Annotated in this window: 23 protein-coding genes and 1 pseudogene; 9 read left to right on the top strand and 15 right to left on the bottom strand. The window is 62.5% G+C overall.

Annotation, left to right across the window (positions count from 1 at the left end):
* Positions 1 to 28 precede the first annotated feature (28 nt).
* A complete protein-coding gene (gene fabB / locus FJ979_RS07575) occupies positions 29 to 1,249 on the bottom strand; it encodes a beta-ketoacyl-ACP synthase I (RefSeq protein ID WP_140496770.1) in 1,221 nt (406 codons plus the stop codon).
* A 49-nt stretch (positions 1,250 to 1,298) separates the two neighbouring features.
* A complete protein-coding gene (fabA, locus tag FJ979_RS07570; RefSeq protein ID WP_140496768.1) occupies positions 1,299 to 1,817 on the bottom strand; it encodes a 3-hydroxyacyl-[acyl-carrier-protein] dehydratase FabA in 519 nt (172 codons plus the stop codon).
* A gap of 242 nt (positions 1,818 to 2,059) precedes the next feature.
* Between fabA and irrA the strand changes: the two genes are divergently transcribed.
* Both irrA and FJ979_RS07560 read left to right on the top strand, forming a co-directional pair.
* Positions 2,060 to 2,491: an iron response transcriptional regulator IrrA gene (irrA, locus tag FJ979_RS07565; protein WP_181167354.1), complete on the top strand. Its 432-nt coding sequence runs from the start codon at positions 2,060 to 2,062 to the stop codon at positions 2,489 to 2,491.
* A 49-nt stretch (positions 2,492 to 2,540) separates the two neighbouring features.
* Positions 2,541 to 2,900: a DUF4260 domain-containing protein gene (locus FJ979_RS07560; RefSeq protein ID WP_140580416.1), complete on the top strand. Its 360-nt coding sequence runs from the start codon at positions 2,541 to 2,543 to the stop codon at positions 2,898 to 2,900.
* Positions 2,901 to 2,944: 44 nt separating this feature from the next.
* Here the strand turns inward: FJ979_RS07560 and FJ979_RS07555 are convergent, their stop codons facing one another.
* The gene (locus FJ979_RS07555) at positions 2,945 to 3,505 is read right to left on the bottom strand and encodes an SH3 domain-containing protein (protein WP_140496762.1); all 561 of its coding nucleotides are present in this window, start codon (positions 3,503 to 3,505) and stop codon (positions 2,945 to 2,947) included.
* A gap of 148 nt (positions 3,506 to 3,653) precedes the next feature.
* On the opposite strand from FJ979_RS07555, the gene FJ979_RS07550 reads away from it, so the two are divergent.
* Complete coding sequence (locus FJ979_RS07550) at positions 3,654 to 4,655, top strand: D-glycerate dehydrogenase (RefSeq protein ID WP_140496760.1); 1,002 nt, start codon at positions 3,654 to 3,656, stop codon at positions 4,653 to 4,655.
* Positions 4,656 to 4,685: 30 nt separating this feature from the next.
* Here FJ979_RS07550 and FJ979_RS07545 read toward each other — a convergent pair.
* The 9 genes and pseudogenes from FJ979_RS07545 to FJ979_RS07505 all read right to left on the bottom strand — a co-directional run bounded on the left by FJ979_RS07545 (position 4,686) and on the right by FJ979_RS07505 (position 14,253).
* A pseudogene (locus FJ979_RS07545) lies at positions 4,686 to 5,173 on the bottom strand (GNAT family N-acetyltransferase).
* Positions 5,174 to 5,175: 2 nt separating this feature from the next.
* A complete protein-coding gene (locus FJ979_RS07540) occupies positions 5,176 to 5,934 on the bottom strand; it encodes a molybdopterin-synthase adenylyltransferase MoeB (RefSeq protein WP_140560889.1) in 759 nt (252 codons plus the stop codon).
* 39 nt (positions 5,935 to 5,973) lie between these two features.
* Positions 5,974 to 7,116, bottom strand: a complete 1,143-nt coding sequence (gene recF, locus FJ979_RS07535) for a DNA replication/repair protein RecF (protein WP_140580414.1) — start codon at positions 7,114 to 7,116, stop codon at positions 5,974 to 5,976.
* 11 nt (positions 7,117 to 7,127) lie between these two features.
* Positions 7,128 to 8,246 (bottom strand): DNA polymerase III subunit beta, encoded by a 1,119-nt coding sequence (gene dnaN, locus FJ979_RS07530; RefSeq protein ID WP_140496751.1) that lies wholly within the window; start codon positions 8,244 to 8,246, stop codon positions 7,128 to 7,130.
* A gap of 200 nt (positions 8,247 to 8,446) precedes the next feature.
* The gene (gene dnaA / locus FJ979_RS07525; protein WP_140496749.1) at positions 8,447 to 9,991 is read right to left on the bottom strand and encodes a chromosomal replication initiator protein DnaA; all 1,545 of its coding nucleotides are present in this window, start codon (positions 9,989 to 9,991) and stop codon (positions 8,447 to 8,449) included.
* A gap of 848 nt (positions 9,992 to 10,839) precedes the next feature.
* Positions 10,840 to 11,106 carry a 30S ribosomal protein S20 gene (gene rpsT / locus FJ979_RS07520; protein WP_140496747.1) on the bottom strand — a complete coding sequence of 89 codons (267 nt, stop codon included), beginning with the start codon at positions 11,104 to 11,106 and terminating at the stop codon, positions 10,840 to 10,842.
* Positions 11,107 to 11,313: 207 nt separating this feature from the next.
* Positions 11,314 to 12,087, bottom strand: coding sequence for an enoyl-CoA hydratase (locus tag FJ979_RS07515; protein ID WP_140513192.1), 774 nt, complete (start codon positions 12,085 to 12,087; stop codon positions 11,314 to 11,316).
* A gap of 41 nt (positions 12,088 to 12,128) precedes the next feature.
* A complete protein-coding gene (mutM, locus tag FJ979_RS07510; protein ID WP_140513194.1) occupies positions 12,129 to 13,019 on the bottom strand; it encodes a bifunctional DNA-formamidopyrimidine glycosylase/DNA-(apurinic or apyrimidinic site) lyase in 891 nt (296 codons plus the stop codon).
* Entirely contained in the window at positions 13,012 to 14,253 is a 1,242-nt protein-coding gene (locus FJ979_RS07505; RefSeq protein ID WP_140513196.1) for a phosphopentomutase, read from the bottom strand. Before FJ979_RS07505 ends, mutM begins: the two co-directional genes overlap by 8 nt.
* A gap of 135 nt (positions 14,254 to 14,388) precedes the next feature.
* Here FJ979_RS07505 and FJ979_RS07500 point away from each other — a divergent pair, with 135 nt between their 5' ends.
* The gene (locus tag FJ979_RS07500) at positions 14,389 to 15,306 is read left to right on the top strand and encodes a PhnD/SsuA/transferrin family substrate-binding protein (RefSeq protein WP_140513198.1); all 918 of its coding nucleotides are present in this window, start codon (positions 14,389 to 14,391) and stop codon (positions 15,304 to 15,306) included.
* Between the two features lie 5 nt (positions 15,307 to 15,311).
* On the opposite strand, the gene FJ979_RS07495 is transcribed toward FJ979_RS07500, so the two are convergent.
* From FJ979_RS07495 to FJ979_RS07485, 3 genes are all read right to left on the bottom strand, one after another.
* Positions 15,312 to 15,932 carry a TadE/TadG family type IV pilus assembly protein gene (locus FJ979_RS07495; RefSeq protein ID WP_140513200.1) on the bottom strand — a complete coding sequence of 207 codons (621 nt, stop codon included), beginning with the start codon at positions 15,930 to 15,932 and terminating at the stop codon, positions 15,312 to 15,314.
* Between the two features lie 40 nt (positions 15,933 to 15,972).
* Complete coding sequence (locus FJ979_RS07490) at positions 15,973 to 16,554, bottom strand: TadE/TadG family type IV pilus assembly protein (protein ID WP_140513202.1); 582 nt, start codon at positions 16,552 to 16,554, stop codon at positions 15,973 to 15,975.
* A gap of 127 nt (positions 16,555 to 16,681) precedes the next feature.
* Complete coding sequence (locus FJ979_RS07485) at positions 16,682 to 17,104, bottom strand: pilus assembly protein N-terminal domain-containing protein (protein WP_140496732.1); 423 nt, start codon at positions 17,102 to 17,104, stop codon at positions 16,682 to 16,684.
* 320 nt (positions 17,105 to 17,424) lie between these two features.
* On the opposite strand from FJ979_RS07485, the gene FJ979_RS07480 reads away from it, so the two are divergent.
* The 5 genes from FJ979_RS07480 to FJ979_RS07460 all read left to right on the top strand — a co-directional run bounded on the left by FJ979_RS07480 (position 17,425) and on the right by FJ979_RS07460 (position 21,567).
* Positions 17,425 to 17,604: a Flp family type IVb pilin gene (locus tag FJ979_RS07480; protein ID WP_140496730.1), complete on the top strand. Its 180-nt coding sequence runs from the start codon at positions 17,425 to 17,427 to the stop codon at positions 17,602 to 17,604.
* A 161-nt stretch (positions 17,605 to 17,765) separates the two neighbouring features.
* The gene (locus FJ979_RS07475; RefSeq protein ID WP_140513204.1) at positions 17,766 to 18,284 is read left to right on the top strand and encodes a prepilin peptidase; all 519 of its coding nucleotides are present in this window, start codon (positions 17,766 to 17,768) and stop codon (positions 18,282 to 18,284) included.
* Positions 18,285 to 18,485: 201 nt separating this feature from the next.
* Entirely contained in the window at positions 18,486 to 19,298 is an 813-nt protein-coding gene (cpaB, locus tag FJ979_RS07470; RefSeq protein WP_140513206.1) for a Flp pilus assembly protein CpaB, read from the top strand.
* Positions 19,295 to 20,815 carry a type II and III secretion system protein family protein gene (locus FJ979_RS07465; protein ID WP_140513208.1) on the top strand — a complete coding sequence of 507 codons (1,521 nt, stop codon included), beginning with the start codon at positions 19,295 to 19,297 and terminating at the stop codon, positions 20,813 to 20,815. Before cpaB ends, FJ979_RS07465 begins: the two co-directional genes overlap by 4 nt.
* A 14-nt stretch (positions 20,816 to 20,829) precedes the next feature.
* The gene (locus tag FJ979_RS07460; protein WP_140513210.1) at positions 20,830 to 21,567 is read left to right on the top strand and encodes a CpaD family pilus assembly protein; all 738 of its coding nucleotides are present in this window, start codon (positions 20,830 to 20,832) and stop codon (positions 21,565 to 21,567) included.
* Positions 21,568 to 21,587: the final 20 nt, after the last annotated feature.

The raw sequence follows: 21,587 nt of genomic DNA, 5'->3' as shown, positions 1-21,587 counted from the left end.
CGCCAATCCTCGTGGAAAAAACGTGGCCTTATGCGGAATAGCGCTGGAAAACCAGCGTTGCGTTGGTGCCACCAAAGCCGAAGGAATTGGACAAAACGGTGTCGATCCTGGCGTTGTCGATGCGCTTTCGCACCACCGGCATGCCCTCGAATTCGGGGTCGAGAGTCTCGATATGGGCGCTTTCGCCGATGAAACCGCCTTGCATCATCAGGATCGAATAGATGGATTCCTGCACGCCGGCCGCGCCCAGCGAATGGCCCGTCAGCGATTTGGTCGAGGTGATGAAGGGCATCTTCTCGCCAAACACCTCGCGGATCGCGCCCATTTCGCGGGAATCCCCCACCGGCGTCGAGGTGCCATGGGTGTTGATGTAGTCGACCGGGGTGGTGACGGTCGCCAGCGCCTGCCGCATGCAGCGGACCGCGCCTTCGCCCGAGGGCGCAACCATGTCGAAGCCGTCCGAGGTGGCGCCGTAGCCGACGATCTCTGCATAGATCTTGGCGCCGCGCGCCTTGGCATGCTCCAGTTCCTCGAGCACCAGCACGCCGGCGCCGCCGGCGATGACGAAGCCGTCGCGATCGACGTCATAGGCGCGGGAAGCGGCAGATGCCCTGTCATTGTACTTCGACGACATGGCGCCCATGGCATCGAACAGGTCCGACATCGTCCAGTCGAGATCTTCGTGGCCGCCGGCGAACACCATGTCCTGCTTGCCCCACTGGATCAGTTCGTAGCCATTGCCGATGCAATGCGCCGAGGTCGAACAGGCCGACGAGATCGAATAGTTGACGCCGTGGATCTTGAACCAGGTGGCCAGCGTCGCCGACGCGGTCGACGACATCGCCTTCGGCACCGCGAACGGGCCGATGCGCTTGGGGCTGCCATTCTTGAGCGTGGTTTCGGCCGCCTCGACGATGGTGCGGGTGGAAGGCCCGCCCGAGCCCATGACGATGCCGGTGCGCTCATTGGTGATGTCGCTCTCGCCAAGGCCGGCATCGGCGATCGCCTGGTCCATGGCGACATGGTTCCAGGCCGCTCCCTGGCTCAGGAAGCGCATTGCGCGGCGATCGATCATGGCGCTGGGATCGAGCGTCGGCGCGCCCCAGACCTGACAGCGGAAGCCGTGCTCGGCGAAGGAGTCGGAGAAGCTGATGCCGGATTTGGCGTCATGCAGCGAGGCTTGCACCTCGTTGGCATTGTTGCCGATCGACGACACGATGCCGAGGCCTGTGACTACGACACGTCTCATTCGCAACTCCTTCCAGGAATGCTGGCCACGAAGTCGGCCAGGGCGACGGTCAAGCGACCGCCGACTGCTTGGACAGACCGACTTTCAGGTCCGTTGCCGCGTATATGGGTTCGCCGTCCGCCTTTAGCCAACCATCGGCGATGCCCAGCACCAGCCGGCCACGCATCACACGTTTGAATTCCACGCCATACTCGACCTTTTTAACCGAAGGCGTGACCATTCCCTTGAACTTGACCTCGCCGGTCGACAGCGCCATGCCTTTGCCGGGTTCGCCCAGCCAGCCGAGATAGAAACCCGTCAGCTGCCACAAGGCATCGAGGCCCAGGCATCCAGGCATGATGGGATTGCCGATGAAATGGCAGGCAAAGAACCACAGGTCCGGCTTGATGTCGAATTCGGCGCGGATGAAGCCCTTGTCGAAAGCCCCGCCCGTTTCGCTGATCTCGGTGATGCGGTCAAACATCAGCATCGGCGGGTAAGGCAACTGGGCATTGCCCGGTCCGAACAGCTCGCCGCGGGCGCAGGCCAGCAATTCTTCGTAGTCGTAGCTGGATTTCGAACCCGCCATCAATCTCGTTCCCATATGTCCCGGGCGCTGGCGCGCCCTTGTCGTTGGTGTCCTAACACAATCTGTTTCAGGCCGGAAACCGGCGTTTGCGCTTAACCCGCCAGTCTTGCCGGGTCAATGCGCGCTATTGATCGCATCCGGACGACAGAATATATGTCGAAAGGGGTCCGGTTTCGGCAGACATCCATTTTTTTGCCATTCTGGACGTGTCTTGAGGCGGAACTGTGAGCTTGGACGACCAGATGGACCGGGGCTGCCGGAAGGAAAATGTCGCTGTGGACAAGCGGGTTCGTGAAGCCGGCCTGAGGCCGACACGGCAGCGCATTGCGCTTGCCGACCTGCTTTTCGCCAAGGGCGACCGCCATCTCTCGGCCGAGGAACTGCACGAGGAGGCCGTCGCCGCCGGCGTGCCGGTGTCGCTGGCCACCGTCTACAACGCCCTTCACCAGTTCACCCAGGCGGGACTCCTGCGCATTCTGGCTGTCGAGGGCGCCAAAACCTATTTCGACACCAACACCTCCGATCATCACCATTTCTATATCGAAGGCGAAAACCGGATTTTCGACATCGCCAATGGTCCGGTCACTGTCGCCAACCTACCGGAACCACCCGAGGGGATGGAGATCGCCAATGTCGACATCGTGGTGAGACTGCGCCCCAAACGCGCCGAATGACCGACGGTCAGGCACGTATGCACGGCCAGGCACGTATGAACGGCCGGGAATGAAACCCCTCGATCTGGCTGTCCGGCTGGAATGGGCCGCTGTCGCGGTGTCCGCTATCGTCTTTTATGCACTCGCCGGTGCGTCCTGGTGGTTGTTCGCCTTGTTGATCCTGGCGCCTGATCTGTCCATGTTCGGCTATCTCGCCGGGCCGCGCGTCGGCGCCGCCTGCTACAATGCCTTCCACATCTTGGTCCCACCGGTGTTTTTGGTGCTTGCCGGCAGCCTGTTCGGCAATGCAGCCGCTCTAGCGGTTGCATTGATCTGGATCGCCCACATCGCTATCGATCGCGCGCTGGGTTACGGCTTGAAGCTGTCGAGCAGCTTTCAGGATACCCATCTCGGCCGCATCGGCCGCTAAACGGTCCGGCCTGCGGTTCAAACGAGTCGCGGCAAGGCCAAAAATCAGTCCTTGACCCGTTCGCCGGGATAGGCGCCCCAGACGACGGATTGGGCGAGCCAGCCGGTGTGGCCATCGAGCGTCATTTCGCACCACTGGCCGTCGCAGGATTTGATCGTGCCCATGACGCCCGGCTCGACGATCGCCACCACGCTGGCGTCCTTTTCGGGGCTCCTGAGGAGATTGATCTGGGCGCCCTTGCCGCGCTGCCACGGCGCCACGATCGCCGTGCGCCGGCCCGAAAGCAGCGACTGGTTGATCCAACCTTCCGAACCGTCGGCGTCGCGCACGCGGCGCCATGTGTCGAATTCCTGGATGATCTCCATCGGCAGGCCTGCCTTCAGATACATCCAGTCGACCGAGTAGTTGGCGCCCGGCCCGACACGCGAATTGACGCGGCCGGATTTCAGGCTGACGAATCGTGGCAGCGGCAGGCCGCTCGGCCCGAGCGTGACGACGCTCTGGGCGGGGGCTGCTGCACCTTGCGCGCACAGTTGGGGTGAATAGAGCAGAGCGCCGAGAAATGCTGCGCTGAGGGTCAGGCGAAGCGACGCGAAACCAGACACTTTCGTTCCTTTCGGCGCTGGCCTGCCGGCCCCGGCGCCCCTTTTTCTTTGTCTTCGGCGGCACCGCTTGGTACATGGGTAAATCGGCTACCGCGACCGGCTTCCAGTTTCGCCGGTCTTGGTTAAAGAGGTCTCAACGAGGGAAACAATGGCAGGCAAAAAGAAGCCTCTCGTGGTCATCACGCGAAAACTGCCCGACCCTGTCGAGACCCGCATGCGCGAGCTGTTCGACGCAAGGCTGAACGTCGAGGACAGGCCGATGACGCAACCGGAACTGGTCGCGGCGGTCAAGGAGGCCGACGTGCTGGTGCCGACGGTGACCGACCGCATCGACGCGGCATTGATCGCCCAGGCCGGCGAAAACCTCAAGCTGATCGCCAATTTCGGCAATGGCGTCGACAAGATCGACGTGGCGGCCGCGGCCAAGAAAGGCATCACCGTAACCAACACGCCCAACGTGCTGACCGAGGATACGGCCGACATGACGATGGCGCTGATGCTGGCGGTGCCGCGCCGGCTGGCGGAGGGCGCCAATGTACTCACCGGCGACAAGAAATGGGCCGGCTGGTCGCCGACATGGATGCTTGGCCGGCGCATCTGGGGCAAACGGCTCGGCATTGTCGGCATGGGGCGTATCGGCACCGCCGTTGCCAGGCGTGCCAAGGCTTTCGGCCTCTCCATCCACTATCACAACCGCCATCGCGTGCTGCAGGCGGTCGAGGACGGGCTGGAGGCGACCTATTGGGAAAGCCTCGATCAGATGCTGGCCCGCATGGACATCATCTCGGTCAACTGCCCCTCGACGCCGGCGACCTTCCATCTGCTTTCGGCGCGGCGGCTGGCGCTGCTCCAGCCCACCGCCTATATCGTCAACACCGCGCGCGGTGACATCATCGACGAGGAGGCGCTGGTCAAGCTGATTCAGGATGGCAGGATCGCTGGCGCCGGACTCGACGTCTATGAGCACGAGCCCGCATTGAACGGAAAACTGCTCAAGCTCGCGACCAAGGGCAAGGTCGTGCTTTTGCCGCATATGGGGTCGGCGACGCTCGAGGGCCGCATCGACATGGGCGAGAAGGTGATCATCAACATCCGCGCCTTCGTCGACGGCCACCGCCCGCCGGATCGCGTGCTGCCGCTCAGGACCTGAGCGGCTTCGCAACATAATGTAAGTGGAAACTTACGAAACAGTCTTGCGCATGGTGACCGAAGTCGGTCGCGCATAACCTTCATGCGCCGTTCTCACGGTCTCGCGAAACCGAGCCGGGCAAAGGCTGCCTGGTTCCCAGCCAGCTCGATTCGCGTCTGCAGCTCGATTGCGGCCTTGCCGCGGCTGCGGGCAAAATCCTGGACGGCTTGCATCAACAACCTGCCGATGCCCTGGCCCTGACAGTCCGGCGTGACGGCGAGCTTGCCGACATAGAGGTGGTCGGTTCGTTCCAGGGCGAAGATGCAGCCGACGATCCTGTTGCCGCTGAGCGCCAGCATGCCGGTCTCGCGGCGGGCTTTGTCGCGCAAGGTTTCCGCGGTGAGCAGGTGCGCCGAGGACGGCGGGTCGATGATGCCGTCCATGAAGGCGAATGCGCGCAGGATCAGGGCGAGCACTTCGTTCCAGCGGTCGAAATCGGCCGGAATCCGGGTGATGGCGATATCGGCAGTGCGCGTCAACGTCAGTTTCGTCTCTTGTAGCGGATGGTCTCGAAACGCGCGGCCAGCGCGTCATAGAGCAGCAGTCGTCCGATCAGCGGCTCGCCAATGCCGGTGATCAGCTTGATGGCTTCCATCGCCTGCAACGTGCCAATCACCCCAGTCAGCACGCCAAGCACCCCGGCCTCGGCACAGGACGGCACCAGACCCGGCGGTGGGGCCTCCGGGAAGAGGTCGCGGTAGCCGGGGTTGGAGGTGCCGTCCCTATCGGCTTGGAACGGCATCAGCACGGTCACGGAGCCATCGAAACGGCCCACGGCGGCGTGCACCAGCGGCTTTCCCTCCGCCGCGCAGGCATCGGCCACGACATAGCGCGTCTCGAAATTGTCGGACCCGTCGACGACCACGTCGTAACGGGCGACGAGGGCTTGGGCATTGTCCGCGGTCAGGCGCAATGTGTGGATTTCGACAGCGGTGTTGGGATTGATGCGGGCGATTGCCGCCTTGGCGCTGTGGGTTTTCAGCATGCCGACAGTGTCCGTGCCGTGAATCACCTGCCGCTGCAGGTTGGAGAGCGAAACCGTGTCGTCGTCGATCACGCCGAGCGTGCCGACGCCGGCTGCGGCAAGATATTCAAGCACTGGTGCGCCCAATCCGCCGGCGCCGATGACCAGCACCCGCGCGCGCTTCAGGCGCTGCTGGCCGGCGCCGCCAATTTCGGGCAGCACGATGTGGCGGGCATAGCGTTCGAGTTCTTCGTCGGTGAGGGCGGTGGCGATCATGGCTCGACCATATAGCGGGAGAAAAACCTTGTCAGGTGCTCACACAGCAATCGGCGCGACCGTGCCGTGATCCACGATCAGGAACTGCGCCCGGCCCGCCAGGCTGGAAAACAGCGCAGCATCGGTTCCCGTCATGAAAGCCTGGCAGTTCAATTCCTCCAGGATCGAGAACAGCGCCGCACGCCGGCCACCATCGAGATGTGCCGCGATCTCGTCGAGCAGCAGGATTGGCGTCAAGCCGGACATCTCGCCGGTCAATCTGGCATGCGACAGGACAATGCCGACAAGCAAGGCTTTCTGTTCGCCGGTCGAACACAGCGCCGCCGGCATCGCCTTGGGTCGGTGCCGGACCACGAGATCGGAGCGGTGCGGGCCCTCGAGCGTGCGCCCGGCGGCGCGGTCGCGGTCGCGGCCCCCGGCGAGCGTGCGGCGGAACCGCTCCTCGACGTCGACAGCCGGCATGGTGGCGATCTCGGCTTCCAGATCGCCCGACAGGCCGATATCGGCCTGCGGAAACGGGCCGCTGTCGGGCAGCCTGTCGATCATGGCGGCCAGAAGGCGCACCATTTCGGCGCGCGCCGCGGCGATCGCCACGCCCGTCTCGGCCATCTGCATCTCGATCGCCTCGAACCAGCTCAAATCCCGCGAACCTTCCGTCAGCAACCGGTTCCGGCCGCGCATCGCCTTTTCATAGTCGAGGGCGCGCTGTCCGTGGCCTGGATCGATCGCCAGCACCAGCCGGTCGAGAAAGCGCCGGCGGTCCGCGGCCGGTCCGGTGAACAGAGCATCCATGGCCGGCGTCAGCCACACGACGCGCAGCCATTCCAGCATGTCCTCGGCGGATCGCGCCGTGGCGCCGTTGATGCGCACCCGTCTGCCGCCCTCGCCAAGACTGTCGCCACCCGAAATGCCCGTCCCTATCTCGACTTGGCCGTCAGGTCCGTCGAGCCGTGCGTGCAGCGCAAAGCCGCCGTCACCGCCCTCACGCGCGACGTCCGCGTAAGGCGCGCGGCGCAGGCCGCGGCCCGGCGTCAACAGGGAAATCGCTTCCAGCAGATTGGTTTTGCCAGCGCCATTGTCACCGGAAAACACCACCGCGCCCGGCTCAAGCTCGACCGACAGCGCCGCATAGTTGCGGAAATTGGTAAGTGTAAGCTTACTTATATGGGTTTGTGCCGGCAACCGCTACTGCTCTACACCCGCATCGGCATCAGCACATAAAGCGCGGTTTCATCGGCCATGTCGTGGATCAGCGTTGGCGAACCGGCGTCGGCCAACATGAACCGGGCCTCTGAACCGGTCAATTGTGCGGCAACGTCGAGCAGGTACTTGGCGTTGAAGCCGATCTCGATCGGGTCGGCTGAATAGTCGGCGGCCAACTCCTCGGTGGCGCTGCCCGAATCCGGATTGTTGACCGCAAGCGTCACCTGGCCCTCACTGATCGAAAGCTTCACCGCGCGCCCGCGTTCGGAGGAGATGGTCGAGACGCGGTCGACGGCGGCCGCGAAGCTCTGGCGGTCGATGATCAGCTTCTTGTCGTTGCCGGTGGGAATGACCCGCTGATAATCGGGGAAGGTGCCGTCGATCAGCTTGGAAGTCAGGATGACGCTGCCGATGGTGAAGCGGATCTTGGTGTCCGACAGTTCGGTGGTGACCGCCACGTCGGGATCATCGACCAGCTTCTGCAATTCGCTGACCGTCTTGCGCGGTATGATGATGCCTGGCATGCCTTCGGAACCCGCCGGCGCGTCGATCTCGGCGCGCGCCAGGCGATGGCCGTCGGTCGCCACCGAGCGCAGCTTCAGCTTGCCGCCGACCTCATGTGTGTGAAGATAGATGCCGTTGAGATAATAGCGCGTCTCCTCGGTGGAGATGGCGAACTGGGTCTTCTCGATCAGCCCCTTGAGCGCGACCGAGTCGAGCCGGAAGATATGCGAGAAGGATCCGGCCGAAAGCTCGGGGAAGTCCGATTGCGGCAGGCATTGCAGTCGGAAGCTCGAGCGGCCGGAGGTCACCGTCATGGCGTTGCCGTCCTCGTCCGTCTTCAGCATCACCTCGGCACCGTCGGAAAGCTTGCGCACGATGTCGTAGAGCAGATGCGCCGGAACCGTTGTCGCGCCACCCCGCTCGACCTTGGCCGGCGTCGCTTCCGTCACCTCCAGGTCGAGGTCGGTGGCCTTCATTTCCAGGCTGGCGCCTTCGGCGCTGAGCAGCACGTTGGACAGGATCGGTATGGTGTTGCGCCGTTCGACCACGCGGTGGACGTGGTTGAGCGACTTCAGGAGATTTGACCGTTCCAGGATAACACGCATGACGAACCAGGCTCGCTTGAATGAATGAGCGGGTCTCCGGCTGGCGGCGTCCCGCGAAAGGTCTGAACAGGCTTCAGAATCTGCGTAAACTGACAGGAAAAAACCAGCAAACGCAAGCCCGCGCGACCGGTTCGGGCCGGCTACGCGGGCTTTCTGGGGATAAAGGCGGCGAAGCACGCCGCCAGGCGTTTTCGAACGGCTCAGGCCTGGTCGTTGATCAACCGTCTCAACAGTTCCAGTTCCTGCGCCAGCGTGTTGTCGCCGCCGGAAAGATCCTCGATCTTGCGCACTGCGTGCAGCACCGTTGTGTGGTCGCGGCCGCCGAAGCGCCGCCCGATCTCGGGCAGCGAGCGCGGCGTCATCACCTTGGACAGATACATGGCGACCTGCCTCGGCTTGACGATGGTGCGCGTGCGCCTGTTGGACAGCAACTCGGTCTTCGACACATTGTAGTGCCGCGCGACGATGCGCTGAATATCCTCGATACGGACCCGCTTCGGCTCGCCGGTGCGGTAGATATGGCCGAGGATCTCGTCGATGCGATCGATGGTGATCTGCGGCTCGAACGACTGGCGGAACAGGAGTTGATTGAAGGCGCCTTCCAGTTCGCGGCCGCTGCCGGTCACCGTGCGGGCGACGTGATTGAGGATCTCGTCGGAGATGTCGAGGGAAGCGTCGTCGTGCCTGGCGGTGGCGAGGCGCAGCTTGAGCATGCCCAGGCGCATGGCGAAATCGGGGGCCGACATTTCGAGCGCGACGCCGCCATTGAGGCGCGAGCGGACCCGCGGTTCGAGGGATTCCAGTTCCGACGGGGGCCGGTCGGCGGCGACGACGACCTGCTTGGCGCTGTCGAGCAGCATGTTGATCAGATGGCAGAATTCGTGCTGGATCGACTTGCCCTGCAGGAATTGCATGTCGTCGATGATGAGCAGGTCGATATCGCGAAGCTGTTCCTTGAGCGTCAAGGCATTGTTGTCGCGGATCGCGGTGGCGAAGCGCCACATGAAATATTCCGCCGTCAGGTAGACGACGCGCGATTTCGGGTTCTGCTTCAGCGATTCCGCGGCGATAGCCTGCAACAAATGGGTCTTGCCGAGGCCGACCGTCGCATGAAGGAAGAGCGGGTTGAAGCGCACCGCGCTCGACTGCGATTCCGCCACGGCCTTGGCCGCGGCGAAGGCCACCCGGTTCGACGGCCCTTCGATGAAAGAGGCGAACGTGTAACGCGGATCGAGCGGCGATCCCAGCACATTGTGGCGGAACTCGCTCTCGGCCGGCATGCCCGGGCGCGGCGCCGGAGCCCGCTCCAGCCTGCCGGGGCTTACGGTGCCGGCGGCCAGCGCCGTCTGCGTTTGTCGCGTCATCTTGCGCGCCGGCGCCAATTCCGGTTCGGCATGGCTGCGTCCCTGTCGGGTGGCTGTGCGCACGATGATCTCGATCTTGAGGATCTCCGGATCCTCGTGCTTCCAAAGCTCGCAGATAAGGTCGAGATAATGGCCGTTGATCCACGAGCGCAGGAAGGCAGTGGGCACCGAAATGCGAACGATGCCCTTTGAAGCCTCCGCGACCTTCATGCGCCCGAACCAGCTCGAATAGACTTCGGTTCCCAAGCGCGCCTTCAACTGGGCCTTGACCCGGTCGAACTTCTGTTCCGCGTCGCTGGAAGCCGCCATCTCATCAGCTCCGATCAGATTTCCTGAAAATGGGATGTCATTGGTAAGCTCCCTTTCGACGCCGCTCTGCATGATCGAGTTCCTTGTCTCTGTACCTGTTTTTCCGCCGGGGATGCGCCTCCTGCATCCGTGTTCCAGCGACTGCGCTTTGCTGCGACGCCCGCTGCCGCCGCCGGCAGATGAACGTCGCCCATTATCCAGGGAACCGGTGCCGGCCCATGGAAGCCAGTCCGTGTTGGGTATGTCAGGGCAATGCAACACCGTCCGGCGAAAATCGCCGGCGCTGTCGACCTGCCATGTATAGTTACGCCAGTCCCCTACCGTATCGAAAAAGAGCAAACCAACCCTGTCCGCGGACTTGATCCGCGCCACAAACCCCGCCAATTTAAGCTGGCCCATTCAGGCTGGGTCAGGGCCACCCGGCCCATCCCTTTCGATGGACCGACATTACCGAAATCGCTGTGGATAGGGCAAGGCCACGTCTAACGGATTTTTAAGGAATCTGGTTAGGTCCGGCGCGCCGAAGCGCCATGCGGCAGCACTATAGTTTGACAAAGCCATTGTGATTCAAACCCTTTTCCGGCGAATATGAAAAAGCCGGGCTGGCGCGAAATTTTGTGAAATAAATCGCTTGACAGCCAGTTGTTCTCCTGGCGCTTCGCCGCGCTGTGGACAACGTGTGGATGACTATCTGTAACTAGCTGGGAAATATTGATTATTTCTGCGGAGGGAGAATTTTTTAGCCGACACTTTTCAAGTATCTGGACCATCAGCCGGCACGCATATGCCGGCAAAGCATTTCGGACCGCAAACTCCGCTTTCGACGCCGTTTCCGAGTATTCTTTTTAAGTGCTTGCCGGCAAACGAAAAAACCCGGCACTATCGGCCGGGTTCTCAGAAGATCAGTCCGGAAAGGGACGTCAGGCCGACAGCACCTTGAGGCGCTGGGCCAGCCGTGAAACCTTGCGGGCCGCGGTGTTCTTGTGGATCACGCCCTTTGTCGCGGCACGCATCAATTCCGGCTCGGCGGCCTTGAACGCCGCCTGCGCGGCGGCCTTGTCGCCGGAGGCGAGCGCCTCCTCGACCTGGCGCACATAAGTGCGGACGCGCGAGCGGCGGTTTTTATTGATCGCCGCGCGGCGGACGATCTTGCGCGTTGCCTTTTTGGCCGAGGATGTATTGGCCATGATGCCTCTCTTCTGATCTGGTCGGCGCATGCGGCATGCCGCAGGGCACAAAAAACAAACGGGCAGCCACAGGGCCGCCTCGGTTGGTGCGGCTTATAGTTCAGCTTTCCCGGCGCGTCAACGCTGGCTGGCGTTCTTTTTGGCTGTCGTCGCGCCGGAGCATTTTTTCAGCCACGCCGAAGCATTTCGCGCCCCGGAGGTGCGCTGTCAGCGATTGGTGAAATTCGGCTTGCGCTTCTCGGCGAAGGCCGCCATGCCTTCCTTCTGGTCGTCGAGCGCAAACAGCGAATGGAACAGTCGACGTTCGAACCGCAGCCCCTCGGCGAGCGTCGTTTCATAGGCTCGGTTGACGGCTTCCTTTGCCATCATCACCGACGGCAGCGAAAAATCGGCGATCCTGGCCGCCGCCTTGACGGCCTCCTCGACAAGCTCGCCGGCAGGCACGACGCGCGAGACCAGCCCGGAACGCTCGGCCTCCGCGGCATCCATCATCCGCCCGGTCAGGCACATGTCCATCGCCTTCGACTTGCCGACGAACCGGGTCAGGCGTTGTGAGCCGCCCATGCCGGGAATGACGCCGAGCGTGATTTCGGGCTGGCCGAATTTTGCCGTGTCGGCGGCGATGATGAAGTCGCACATCATCGCCAGTTCGCAGCCGCCGCCCAGCGCATAGCCCGCCACCGCCGCGATGATCGGCTTGCGCGCCCGGGTCAATTCTTCCCAGCCGACGAAAAAGTCTTTGATGTAGGCATCGACGTAGGAAATCGACTGCATTTCCTTGATGTCGGCGCCTGCGGCGAAGGCCTTCTCGGAACCGGTGACGACCATCGCGCCGATGCCGTCATCTGCCCCGAACACGTTTACCGCGGCCACCAATTCCGCCATGACCTGGGAATTCAGCGCATTGAGCGCCTTCGGCCGGTTCAAGGTGATCAGCCCGACCTTGCCCCTGGTTTCAACGACGATCGTTTCATAGGCCATGGCTTCGGCTCCTCTTCCAGGCAATTGAAGATCGATCTAGCTCACCGCTGACAGGTCCGGCAATAGAAGGTCGAGCGGCCGCTCTGCGTGATGCGCTCGATATGGCCGCCGCAGCCAGGCTTGGAGCAGGGTTCGCCCTCCCGGTCATACACCGCGAAGGAGTGCTGGAAATAGCCCAGCGAACCGTCGGTCTGCATGTAGTCGCGCAGCGACGATCCGCCGGCCGCAATGGCATCTGCGATGACCGAGCGGACCGCCACGGCAAGCCCCCGGCTTTGCTCACCCGCTTTCTTGCCGGCTTTGGCTATCGTGCCCGCCTCGCGCAGCGGCGACAGCCCGGCGCGCCATAGCGCCTCCGAGACATAGATGTTGCCGAGCCCGGCTATCAGTCTCTGGTCGAGAAGAGCGGCCTTCAGCGGCGATTTCCGGCCCTTCAGCAGCGAGGCCAGCAGCACTCCATCAAGCGCATTGCCGGTGGGTTCGACGCCGAGCCCCGCCAGCATCGGATGGGTGTCCGGCGGCCCTTCGCAAAACAGCATGAAGCCGAAGCGGCGCGGATCATTGAAAACCACGCGCGAGCGGGTGCCGTCCCGAGAGGCGACATCGAAGATGACATGGTCGTGCGTCGAACTCTTCGACCGCTCGTGATGGAACACGCCGGGCATTTTGGCGGCGTCGGCCGTCTCGATGCGAAACGAGCCCGACATGCCGAGATGGCAGATCAGGGCGGGACCGCCTTCGAGATCGATCGTCAGATATTTGGCCCGGCGTCCGAGCGCCGTGATCGTCTTGCCGATCAGCCGCTCGGCGAATTTTTCGGGGAATGGAAAACGCAGGTCCGGCCGGCGTGCCTCGGCGCGGATGATGCGGGCACCCTCCAGAACCGGCTCCAGCCCGCGCCGGACCGTCTCGACCTCGGGCAATTCAGGCATGGCCGCCCATATCCGGGTAAAAGGAAGTGCCGTAGCGGCCGTGCGCCAACCCGAGATGTTCGGCCACGGTTTCACCAATGTCGCAGAATGTCGTTCTCAGCCCGATGTCGCCGCCCGTCAGACCCGGTCCGATGCCGATCACCGGAATCCGTTCGCGTGTGTGGTCGGTGCCGCGCCAGGTCGGGTCGTTGCCGTGGTCGGCCGTCAGGATCAGCAGATCGCCCTGTCGCAATCTCGCGAATGCTTCCAACAGTCGCCGGTCGAAGGCCTCGAGCGCGGCGGCATAACCTGCAACATCGCGGCGATGGCCGAACTCGGTGTCGAAATCGACGAAATTGGCGAAGACGAGATCGCCGTCGCGGGCCGCATCCATTGCATCAAGCGCCTGGTCGAACATGGCCATGTTGCCCGCGGCCCTGCGCACTTCCGAAATCCCCCGATGGGCAAAGATGTCGCCGATCTTGCCGACGGCGATGACACGGCTGCCACGCGCCGTCAGCCGGTCGAGCAATGTCGGCTCGGGTGGCGGCACGGCGTAGTCGTGTCGATTGTAGGTCCGCTCGAAAGTGGCTGCCGTCTCGCCGACGAACGGTCGGGCGATCACCCTTCCGATCCTCAACGGATCAACCAGGCGACGCACCACCTTGCAGAATTCGTAGAGCCGCTCCAGGCCGAAATGGACCTCGTGCGCGGCGACTTGCAGGACTGAGTCCACGGAGGTGTAGCAGATCGGCTTGCCCGTGCGGACGTGCTCCTCACCGAACCGTTCGATGATCTCGGTGCCAGGCGCGTGGCAGTTGCCGAGAATGCCCGGCACCTTGCCTTCGCGGATGATGGCCTCGGTCAGTTCGGAGGGAAAGGCCGGGACCGCGTCGGGAAAGTAGCCCCAGTCGAAACGCACCGGCAGGCCGGCTATCTCCCAATGGCCGGATGGCGTGTCCTTGCCGCTCGAAACCTCCTGGGCGGCACCGTGGAAGGCATTGGCGACGAGATCCGTCCCGAAAGAGGCAAAGCCCAGCCCCGTCGCGGTCTCGGCAGCCTTGCCAAGTCCGAGCGACGCCATGTTGGGAACAAACAACGGTCCCTGGCGAAGTCCTTCGCGATCGGCGCGGCCTTCCGCACAGGCCTCGGTGATATGGGCGAAGGTGTTGGCACCGGCATCGCCGTAGCGTTCGGCGTCGGCGGCGCCGCCTATGCCGAAGGAATCCAGGACGAAGAGGAAAGCACGCGCCATGAGAACATTGTTGCCGGTTTGAGCATCCAGACATAGGGTTCCACGGCGGCATTGGCAATTCGGAAACCAAACGGCAACCGCTCGGCGCGATAGTCCGGAACCAATTCACTGACGGATCGCAGGACCGGGTCTCCCATGAAAGCTGCCCTGAAGGCATGCGCCGCTCTCATGATCGCGCAAGGCGCGGTCTGGTCCGGCTCGGCGCGCGCCGACTGGCGTGACGATATCGGCACGTTTCGCATCGGCATCGTCGCCGAACCCGGCGCAGCCAACACCGTTCCAGGCCTGGCGCGGTTGACCGAGGCCTTTACCAACGCGCTGGGCATGAAGGTGGAGTTCGTCGTTGCCCGCGACTATGCCGCGCTGATCGATGCGCAGGCCAATGCCCGCATCGAATATGCCGTCTACTCGGCGACCGCCTATGCAACGGCGTCAAGACGCTGCGAGTGCGTCGAACCGCTTGTGGCACCGGTCGATTCCGATGGCGCGGTCGGCATCCGCGCCGTGCTGCTGACGAAGGATGGCAAGGTGCCCAGCCTGGCCGCGATGGAAACCCACCGGATCGCCATGCCGCCGGCGGACAGCATTGGTTCTCTTTTGCCATTGGCCGGACTGGCTGCCGAGCACGTCAAGATCGCAGAGGACGCATCGTTTCTGGTTCACGCCGGTTCCGCCTCGGCCGCGGAAGGAATGCTGGTCGATGGCCAGGCCGATGCCTTGTTCGGCTGGGCGACGGCGGCGGCCGACGGCGAGCCAAGACTATCGGGCACGCAGGCAAGGCTCGAAGCCGCCGGGCTTTCGGCGACCGCCCTTCAAGTCGCATGGACGTCGGGTTTGCTGAGATACGGTCCTCACGCGGTGCGTAGCGATCTCGACCCGGAAGCCAAGCGCCGGTTGGCGGTTTTCCTGACCAATCTCAAATCGACGACGCCCGACATCTACGACCTGCTGGAATCGAGGCATTCCGGCGGTTTCGCCACCGTGGTTCCCAAGGATTACGAGATGGCGCACGCCATCGTGCGTCTGGTGTCGGACGGTGGCGTGCGGCGATAGGGTCGTCAGCAGTCGCCGCAGGGGATCGTCAGGCTTCTGCGCGGACGCAGATAATAGGTCTCGCCCATCGATATGTTGTTGAAGACCGTCGTCAATCCGGCCGTCTGTGAGCTGTCTGCGGACCAGGTGATGATCGGTTTGTAACCAAGTTTGCTTTCGACACGAATGAGAAAGGTGCCTGCGACCCTGAGCGTTGCCGGAACCGTAGTGGTTGCGGGCAGGGCGGTGCCGATACTGTAAGCACCATTGACCACCTTGCGCGACCACACCACGTTCACCCTGGGCGGCGTGTCGGTTGTGACCTGTATTGCCGTGATGGTGATATCCGGCTTCGAGCGATTGTACGGCTGCAAGGTGGAGGTGCCGATCTTCATGATGGCATCCAGATCCGCCTTGACGATGGTCGGCTGCTGCGTGACCAGATCCGCGACCATGCTGCCGATGCGGCTGACCTTCTTGCTGGTCTCGATGGCCTGAGAGGCCTCCATTGTGATGAAATACATGATCAGCAGGATGGGGACGATCAGGGCGAACTCGACCGCCGCGATGCCGCGGCGATCGCGTATGAAACCGACCCACTTCCCCCAGCGTCCTGCCATTTCTGGATGTGCCCCCGCACGCATCATGCCCGTTGCCCTTTTCTTGGCTTTTGCTTCCGCCGCGAACTCAGTTGTCGAATGGCTCGTTCTGCCAGGTCACCGATGCAAAATGCAGTGTCTTGTTACCGCCCATCGACTGAGCCAGAAGATCGGTCATGACGGGCCATTTGTAGAAGACCCGCAGCATGTTCTTCGATTCTGCCAGGCCCGGCGTGGTCGCGAAGGGCTGCGAGTTGGCGCCTTGCATCAAGATGATCTCGCCATTCTCGATCTTGAAGCTGGCCGTGGCCGCGTCGGCGAACGTGGTATATGCGCGAAGGTCCACGTCCAGCTGATTTGGGCAATCCTGCGAGACGATGATCTTCAGTTTGTCGCAGATCATGGTCTTCAACTTGTCCCCGGCGACGTCGGCCGGTCTCAACTGCCCGGTGCGCAATTTGCGCGCGATGTCGTCGGTGATGTTGGCCATAACTTCCTGGCCGGCAAATGAGATGCAGCTTTCCAGGATGGCGAAGACAAGAACCGCGAACGGCAATGCGAGCAGCGCGAATTCCAGTGCCGTACTGCCGCGGCGGTCGCCGGCGAAGCGTGCGAAAAGCCGTGCCCGTCTTGCCTTGCGGTCGCTTGTCGAGACGAATTCGATGCTCATGCTCTGATCCTGCCCATCCCCAGACGGTCTCGGCAGGTGTACTAGTGCAAACCAGTTGAAGTCCGGTTTGAATGATCGTTAAAGTCGCCGCGGGCGCCTTAACCACCCGCTAACCTGGACCGCGTGCCTACCGGCTGACGCTCATCTCGGCTTCTGAGGATTTTTCGGCTTCGCTCTTGTAGGAGCTTTCGCAATAGGGCGTGCAGGACATGGTCTGAACTTCAGCGCGCCGGTAGATGCGCACCGACGAGGCCGCCTGCCGCACGACGGTGATCTGTTCATCGATGATCGGGCTGCCATCCTGGTCGAGGACGACGAGGTTGGTGACGCCGAAGCCCTTGCCAGTCAGCACGATCGTCGAGGCGTCCTGCACGGACGCGTCGGCGATTGCCGGGTTGCCGACCACGATCGTGTCGGCGGGGCGCGACAGTTTGACGATCTTGGCCTGGTTCATGGTGACCTCGATGCCGGTGTCGGCCCTGGCGGGCATGACAAAGCTCACGGCGGCAAGAAGCACGGCAATCAGGATCGACGATTTCGGCTCGGCCATTGACGCGCTCCAGGCGGGCGGACTGTTCAACGGAACATGAACGAGATTGGTGAACCAACGGTTAAGCAGGCCCGGGCGCCATATGCCGCGATCGTCATACGCGCCGCGGAGCTGTTTCTTTTGCGGCTGCTTGCCTGGGAATTGCGCCTCGGCCGGCGCTTAGCCCATAGTTAACCACGCAATATGTTCCAACCGGGAAAGGAATCGGTAAGGCTGTTTATTAAGTCGATCGAAAGAGCTTCTCCCTAGATTGGCAGCATCCGATCAACCATCACAGAAGTTGACGGAAGTGCTGTAACACGTGGAGTAGGAGCTCTCGAATGTCTAATCTCATTGCACGTTTCGTAAAGGACGAATCCGGCGCGACCGCTATCGAATATGGTCTGATCGCCGCCCTCATCGCGCTCGCCATCATCGTCGGCGCCGGCGCGCTTGGCAACGCCATCAACGCCAAGTTCGAAGCTATCGGAACGTCCCTGAACAACGTCCCGACGCCCTGAACGACGTCAAGTATATTGAGCGCTTGGATTGCGTTCTGGACAAGGGCCGCCACCTGGCGGCCCTTGTTCTATTCAATGTCTTTTTGCCCTGGGCCTCATCAATCGTTAATCGAACATGCTTAGATTGAGTGCGGCTTAATCCGATAATAGGCATAGCGCCGATGCTTGAAGCCCTGATCTTCGTCGTCTTCCCGTTCTGCATGCTGTTCGCCGCGATCTCCGACATGCTGTCGATGACGATCGCCAATCGCGTGCCGGTGCTGCTCGTCGTCGTCTTCGCGCTGGTTGCGCCGCTGACCGGCATGGAATGGGCGGCCTATGGCTGGCATTTCGCCGCCGGCGCGCTGGTTCTTGCCGCAACGTTCGGCCTCTTTGCAATGGGCGGCATGGGCGGCGGTGATGCCAAGCTGCTGGCCGCGACCGCCGTGTGGATGGGACTCAACATCCAGCTCGTCGAGTATCTCGTGGTCTCGACCTTCATAGGCGGCTTGCTGACGCTTGCCATTCTCGTCTACCGGAAGTCGCCGCTTGCGGTTTTTACCGGCCGCAATCCGTTCCTGCGTCACTTCGCGGACGAGACGACCGGGGTTCCCTACGGCATCGCGCTCGGTTTGGGCGGATTGCTGACCTACCCGGATTCGCCCCTGATGGTCTGGGCGCTGGCCAGGCTGGCGGCCTGACCTTACCGATCATTCCTTGGCTGTGTTGCGGCTGGCTCCGCGGAGCGGGGCTGGCTGTTTGTCCGTGGCTGCGCAATACAGCTAATTTATGTAAACCTTAAATTAATCACGATCGTAAGCATTACATTAACCTTGTTTTGACGATTGCCGCTGCAAAGTCCGGCCTGGCTAGGTGGTTTGCCAAGGCGAGGGTTCGGACAGATGCCAGCATCCCGATTGATTATTCTGAGCGTGGCGGTCGCCGCGGCGGGTGGTGCTGGCTATGTCGCGAAGAACATGGTCGCCGCGCCGCCACCGCAGATCGTCGAGTCCGGTCCAGCGGCTCCCGCCGTGGCATTGCAGGACGTGCTTGTCCTGTCGGGTGATGTCACCATGGGCAGCCAGCTCGAGAACAACATTGCCTGGCAATCCTGGCCGGCCGACGGCATCAACGCCAATTTCATCACCAAGGCCACTGCTCCCGACGCCCTGGAGAAACTGAAGGGGTCCATAGCCCGTGTGCCGATGTACGCGGGCGAGCCGGTGCGGCGTTCCAAGCTGATCGGCGAGGGGCAAAGCTTCATGTCGTCGATCCTGCCCTCCGGCATGCGGGCGGTCGCCACGACGATATCGGCCGACACCTCTGCCGGCGGCTTCATCCTTCCGAATGATTTCGTCGACGTCATTATGACCCGCCGGGCCGATGCCAACAGCGGCGGCTCCGGCTTCAACACCGAAACCATCCTCAAGAACATCCGCGTCCTGGCGATCGACCAGACCATCCAGGAGGACGAGGAAGGCAAGAAGACCAGGGTGGGCCAGACCGCCACGCTGGAACTGACGCCCAAGCAGGCGGAGATCATCACCGTCGCCCAGCAGATGGCGGATCGCCTGACGCTCGCGCTGCGCGCGATCACGGACACCCAGGAAAAGAATTTGGATGAGGCCGACTATCTCGTTTCCGGCAATGGCCGCAAGGGAACGGTCAGGCTGATCAAGTCGGGCGAAGTTTCCGAAGTGGGGGCAAGGAAATGAGGCTAAGCGGTAAACTGCCGGCGATCATGGCAGCGGCTTTCGGCCTGCTGCTCATTGGGACAAACGTGCAGAGCGTTGTCGAGGCCAAGAGTGCACAGGTTTCGGCTTCGGCGGCCACCCAGCGCGTCAAGCTCGGCCTCAACAAGTCGGTGGTCATCGACCTGCCGAGTGATGCCTACGACATTCTTGTCGCCAATCCGACCGTCGCCGATGCGGTGACCCGCACCGCGAGGCGCATCTACCTGTTCGGCAAGGCGGTTGGCGAGACCAACATCTTTGTGTTCGGGCCGAATGGCGAACAGATCGTCAGCCTCGATCTGGCCGTCGAACGCGACGTCGCAGGCCTGGAGGATTATATCAAGCGCTTCATCCCGACATCGTCCATCAAGGTCGAACTGCTGAACGACAACGTCGTCCTGACGGGAACCGTCGACACGCCGCTGGACGCCAAACGCGCCGTCGACCTGGCGACGATCTTCGTCTCGGGCGGTGAAGCGACGACGGGACAATATTCGCAGACCGCGGCCGGCGGCTCGGCCCAGAGTGGTGTCGACATCAACAATCCGGACCAGGAACGCCGCGTCTCGAAAATCGTCAATCTTTTGCAGATCATCGGCGACGACCAGGTCACGCTCAAGGTGACGGTCGCCGAAGTCAGCCGCTCCGTGATGAAGCAGCTTGGCGTCAACATGGTGGGCAGCGGCGGTAGCAACGGCATCAGCTATGACGCGATGAGCACCCCGGCATACGGGCTTGGGAAACCGCTCTCGCAATTCTCGGGAGCTTCGATCGGCACCTCGGCGCTTCAGGCGTATCTAAACGCAATGGAGCAAGGTGGCGTCATGAAGACGCTGGCGGAGCCGACCCTCACCGCCGTGTCGGGTGAGAAGGCAACATTCAGGGTCGGTGGCGAGTTCAATCTCATCACCAGCCGTACGAACAATGTTTCGGACGAGAACAAGACAGGGCAGGTCACATACACCAACGACAAACTTGAATACGGCATCGGCTTGGAGTTCCAACCGGTTGTGCTGTCGGCCGGTCGGATCAGCCTCAAGGTCCGGACGTCCGTGTCGGAGCCTACTGCCGAAGGCGCCACCACGCTGGAAGCTGCAGGCAGGTTGCCCGGAACCACGCTGTTGTCTATCCGCAAGAGACTTGCCGACACGACCGTCGAATTGCCGTCAGGTGGTTCGATGATGATCGCCGGCCTCGTCCGCGATGACGTCAGGCAGGCTGTCGCCGGCCTGCCCGGGCTGACAAAGATCCCGGTGCTCGGCACACTGTTCCGAAGCAGAGACTTCGTGCGCAACGAGACCGAACTGGTGATCATCATCACGCCCTATCTGGTGAAACCGGTGGCACGAAACGACCTCGCCAAACCTGACGACAATTTCAACGCCGCCAGCGATGGCGCCGGTATGTTCCTGGGCCGAGTCAATCGTGTCTACGGCACAATGCAGACGGACAAGCCCAGCGGCCGTTATCACGGCGTCGTCGGCTTCATCTACAAGTGAACGGGGAAGCGGACATGTCTCAGTCAGCATTGCAGGCAAGGACCATCGCCATGACCACGCGCTCCGGCCGTTCGGGAATTCTCCGGCGCGCCATTCCTGCCCTGGCGGTGGCGATGGCGGCATTGCTGGCCGGCTGCGCCCAGCGCGACAGTGTCACCGTCGGCGCCATTCCAGACGACTACCGCACCAACCATCCGATCGTGATCGCCGAGAAGAACCAAAAGATAGATCTACCTGTCGGTGCAGGTGACCGCGGCATGACCGGCTCGCAGCGCGATACGCTCCTGGGTTTCCTCGACGGCTATGACAAGAGTGCTGCCCCGACGCTGACGATCCAGGTTCCGAGCGGCTCGGCCAACGAGGTCGCCGCCGCCGCAGCAGCGCGCGATTTCGCCCGGCTCGCGATTGCCGCGGGCGTCAAGCGCAACCGGATCGTGGTCGTCTCCTATCAGGCTGCCTCGAGTGAGACATCCGCCCCGATCCGGGTCGCCTATATCGCCGTGAAGGCCCAGACCGACAAATGCGGACGATGGCCAGATGACCTGCTGGAGACGTCTGAGAACAAACACTATGCCGATTTCGGCTGCTCCTATCAAAACAATCTCGCCGCCCAGATGGCCAATCCGGCCGACCTGATCGGGCCGCGCAAGCAGACCACCATCGACGCGGAAAATCGTGGCGCGGTGATCGACGTCTACCGCAGCAGGGGTATTTCGGACGAGTTCCTCGGCAATTCTGAAGTGACATACTGAGCCGCGCCCTAAGGAAAAGA

The organism is Mesorhizobium sp. B1-1-6 (genome assembly GCF_006443035.1).
GTDB lineage: Bacteria > Pseudomonadota > Alphaproteobacteria > Rhizobiales > Rhizobiaceae > Mesorhizobium.
The sequence above is the reverse complement of the archived record's forward strand: the minus strand, read 5'-3'. Positions and strand labels throughout refer to the sequence as shown.

What these genes read in the sequence shown, in the direction of transcription:
- FJ979_RS07485 (WP_140496732.1), bottom strand. Translation starts at nt 17,104, where the DNA reads ATGGCCGAGCCGAAATCGTCGATCCTGATTGCCGTGCTTCTTGCCGCC.
- FJ979_RS07460 (WP_140513210.1), top strand. Translation starts at nt 20,830, where the DNA reads ATGTCTCAGTCAGCATTGCAGGCAAGGACCATCGCCATGACCACGCGC.
- FJ979_RS07480 (WP_140496730.1), top strand. Translation starts at nt 17,425, where the DNA reads ATGTCTAATCTCATTGCACGTTTCGTAAAGGACGAATCCGGCGCGACC.
- FJ979_RS07495 (WP_140513200.1), bottom strand. Translation starts at nt 15,932, where the DNA reads ATGATGCGTGCGGGGGCACATCCAGAAATGGCAGGACGCTGGGGGAAG.
- dnaN (WP_140496751.1), bottom strand. Translation starts at nt 8,246, where the DNA reads ATGCGTGTTATCCTGGAACGGTCAAATCTCCTGAAGTCGCTCAACCAC.
- FJ979_RS07465 (WP_140513208.1), top strand. Translation starts at nt 19,295, where the DNA reads ATGAGGCTAAGCGGTAAACTGCCGGCGATCATGGCAGCGGCTTTCGGC.
- fabA (WP_140496768.1), bottom strand. Translation starts at nt 1,817, where the DNA reads ATGGCGGGTTCGAAATCCAGCTACGACTACGAAGAATTGCTGGCCTGC.
- mutM (WP_140513194.1), bottom strand. Translation starts at nt 13,019, where the DNA reads ATGCCTGAATTGCCCGAGGTCGAGACGGTCCGGCGCGGGCTGGAGCCG.
- rpsT (WP_140496747.1), bottom strand. Translation starts at nt 11,106, where the DNA reads ATGGCCAATACATCCTCGGCCAAAAAGGCAACGCGCAAGATCGTCCGC.
- FJ979_RS07475 (WP_140513204.1), top strand. Translation starts at nt 17,766, where the DNA reads ATGCTTGAAGCCCTGATCTTCGTCGTCTTCCCGTTCTGCATGCTGTTC.
- FJ979_RS07550 (WP_140496760.1), top strand. Translation starts at nt 3,654, where the DNA reads ATGGCAGGCAAAAAGAAGCCTCTCGTGGTCATCACGCGAAAACTGCCC.
- FJ979_RS07515 (WP_140513192.1), bottom strand. Translation starts at nt 12,087, where the DNA reads ATGGCCTATGAAACGATCGTCGTTGAAACCAGGGGCAAGGTCGGGCTG.
- FJ979_RS07500 (WP_140513198.1), top strand. Translation starts at nt 14,389, where the DNA reads ATGAAAGCTGCCCTGAAGGCATGCGCCGCTCTCATGATCGCGCAAGGC.
- fabB (WP_140496770.1), bottom strand. Translation starts at nt 1,249, where the DNA reads ATGAGACGTGTCGTAGTCACAGGCCTCGGCATCGTGTCGTCGATCGGC.
- FJ979_RS07560 (WP_140580416.1), top strand. Translation starts at nt 2,541, where the DNA reads ATGAAACCCCTCGATCTGGCTGTCCGGCTGGAATGGGCCGCTGTCGCG.
- FJ979_RS07490 (WP_140513202.1), bottom strand. Translation starts at nt 16,554, where the DNA reads ATGAGCATCGAATTCGTCTCGACAAGCGACCGCAAGGCAAGACGGGCA.
- dnaA (WP_140496749.1), bottom strand. Translation starts at nt 9,991, where the DNA reads ATGCAGAGCGGCGTCGAAAGGGAGCTTACCAATGACATCCCATTTTCA.
- FJ979_RS07505 (WP_140513196.1), bottom strand. Translation starts at nt 14,253, where the DNA reads ATGGCGCGTGCTTTCCTCTTCGTCCTGGATTCCTTCGGCATAGGCGGC.
- FJ979_RS07540 (WP_140560889.1), bottom strand. Translation starts at nt 5,934, where the DNA reads ATGATCGCCACCGCCCTCACCGACGAAGAACTCGAACGCTATGCCCGC.
- cpaB (WP_140513206.1), top strand. Translation starts at nt 18,486, where the DNA reads ATGCCAGCATCCCGATTGATTATTCTGAGCGTGGCGGTCGCCGCGGCG.
- irrA (WP_181167354.1), top strand. Translation starts at nt 2,060, where the DNA reads ATGGACCGGGGCTGCCGGAAGGAAAATGTCGCTGTGGACAAGCGGGTT.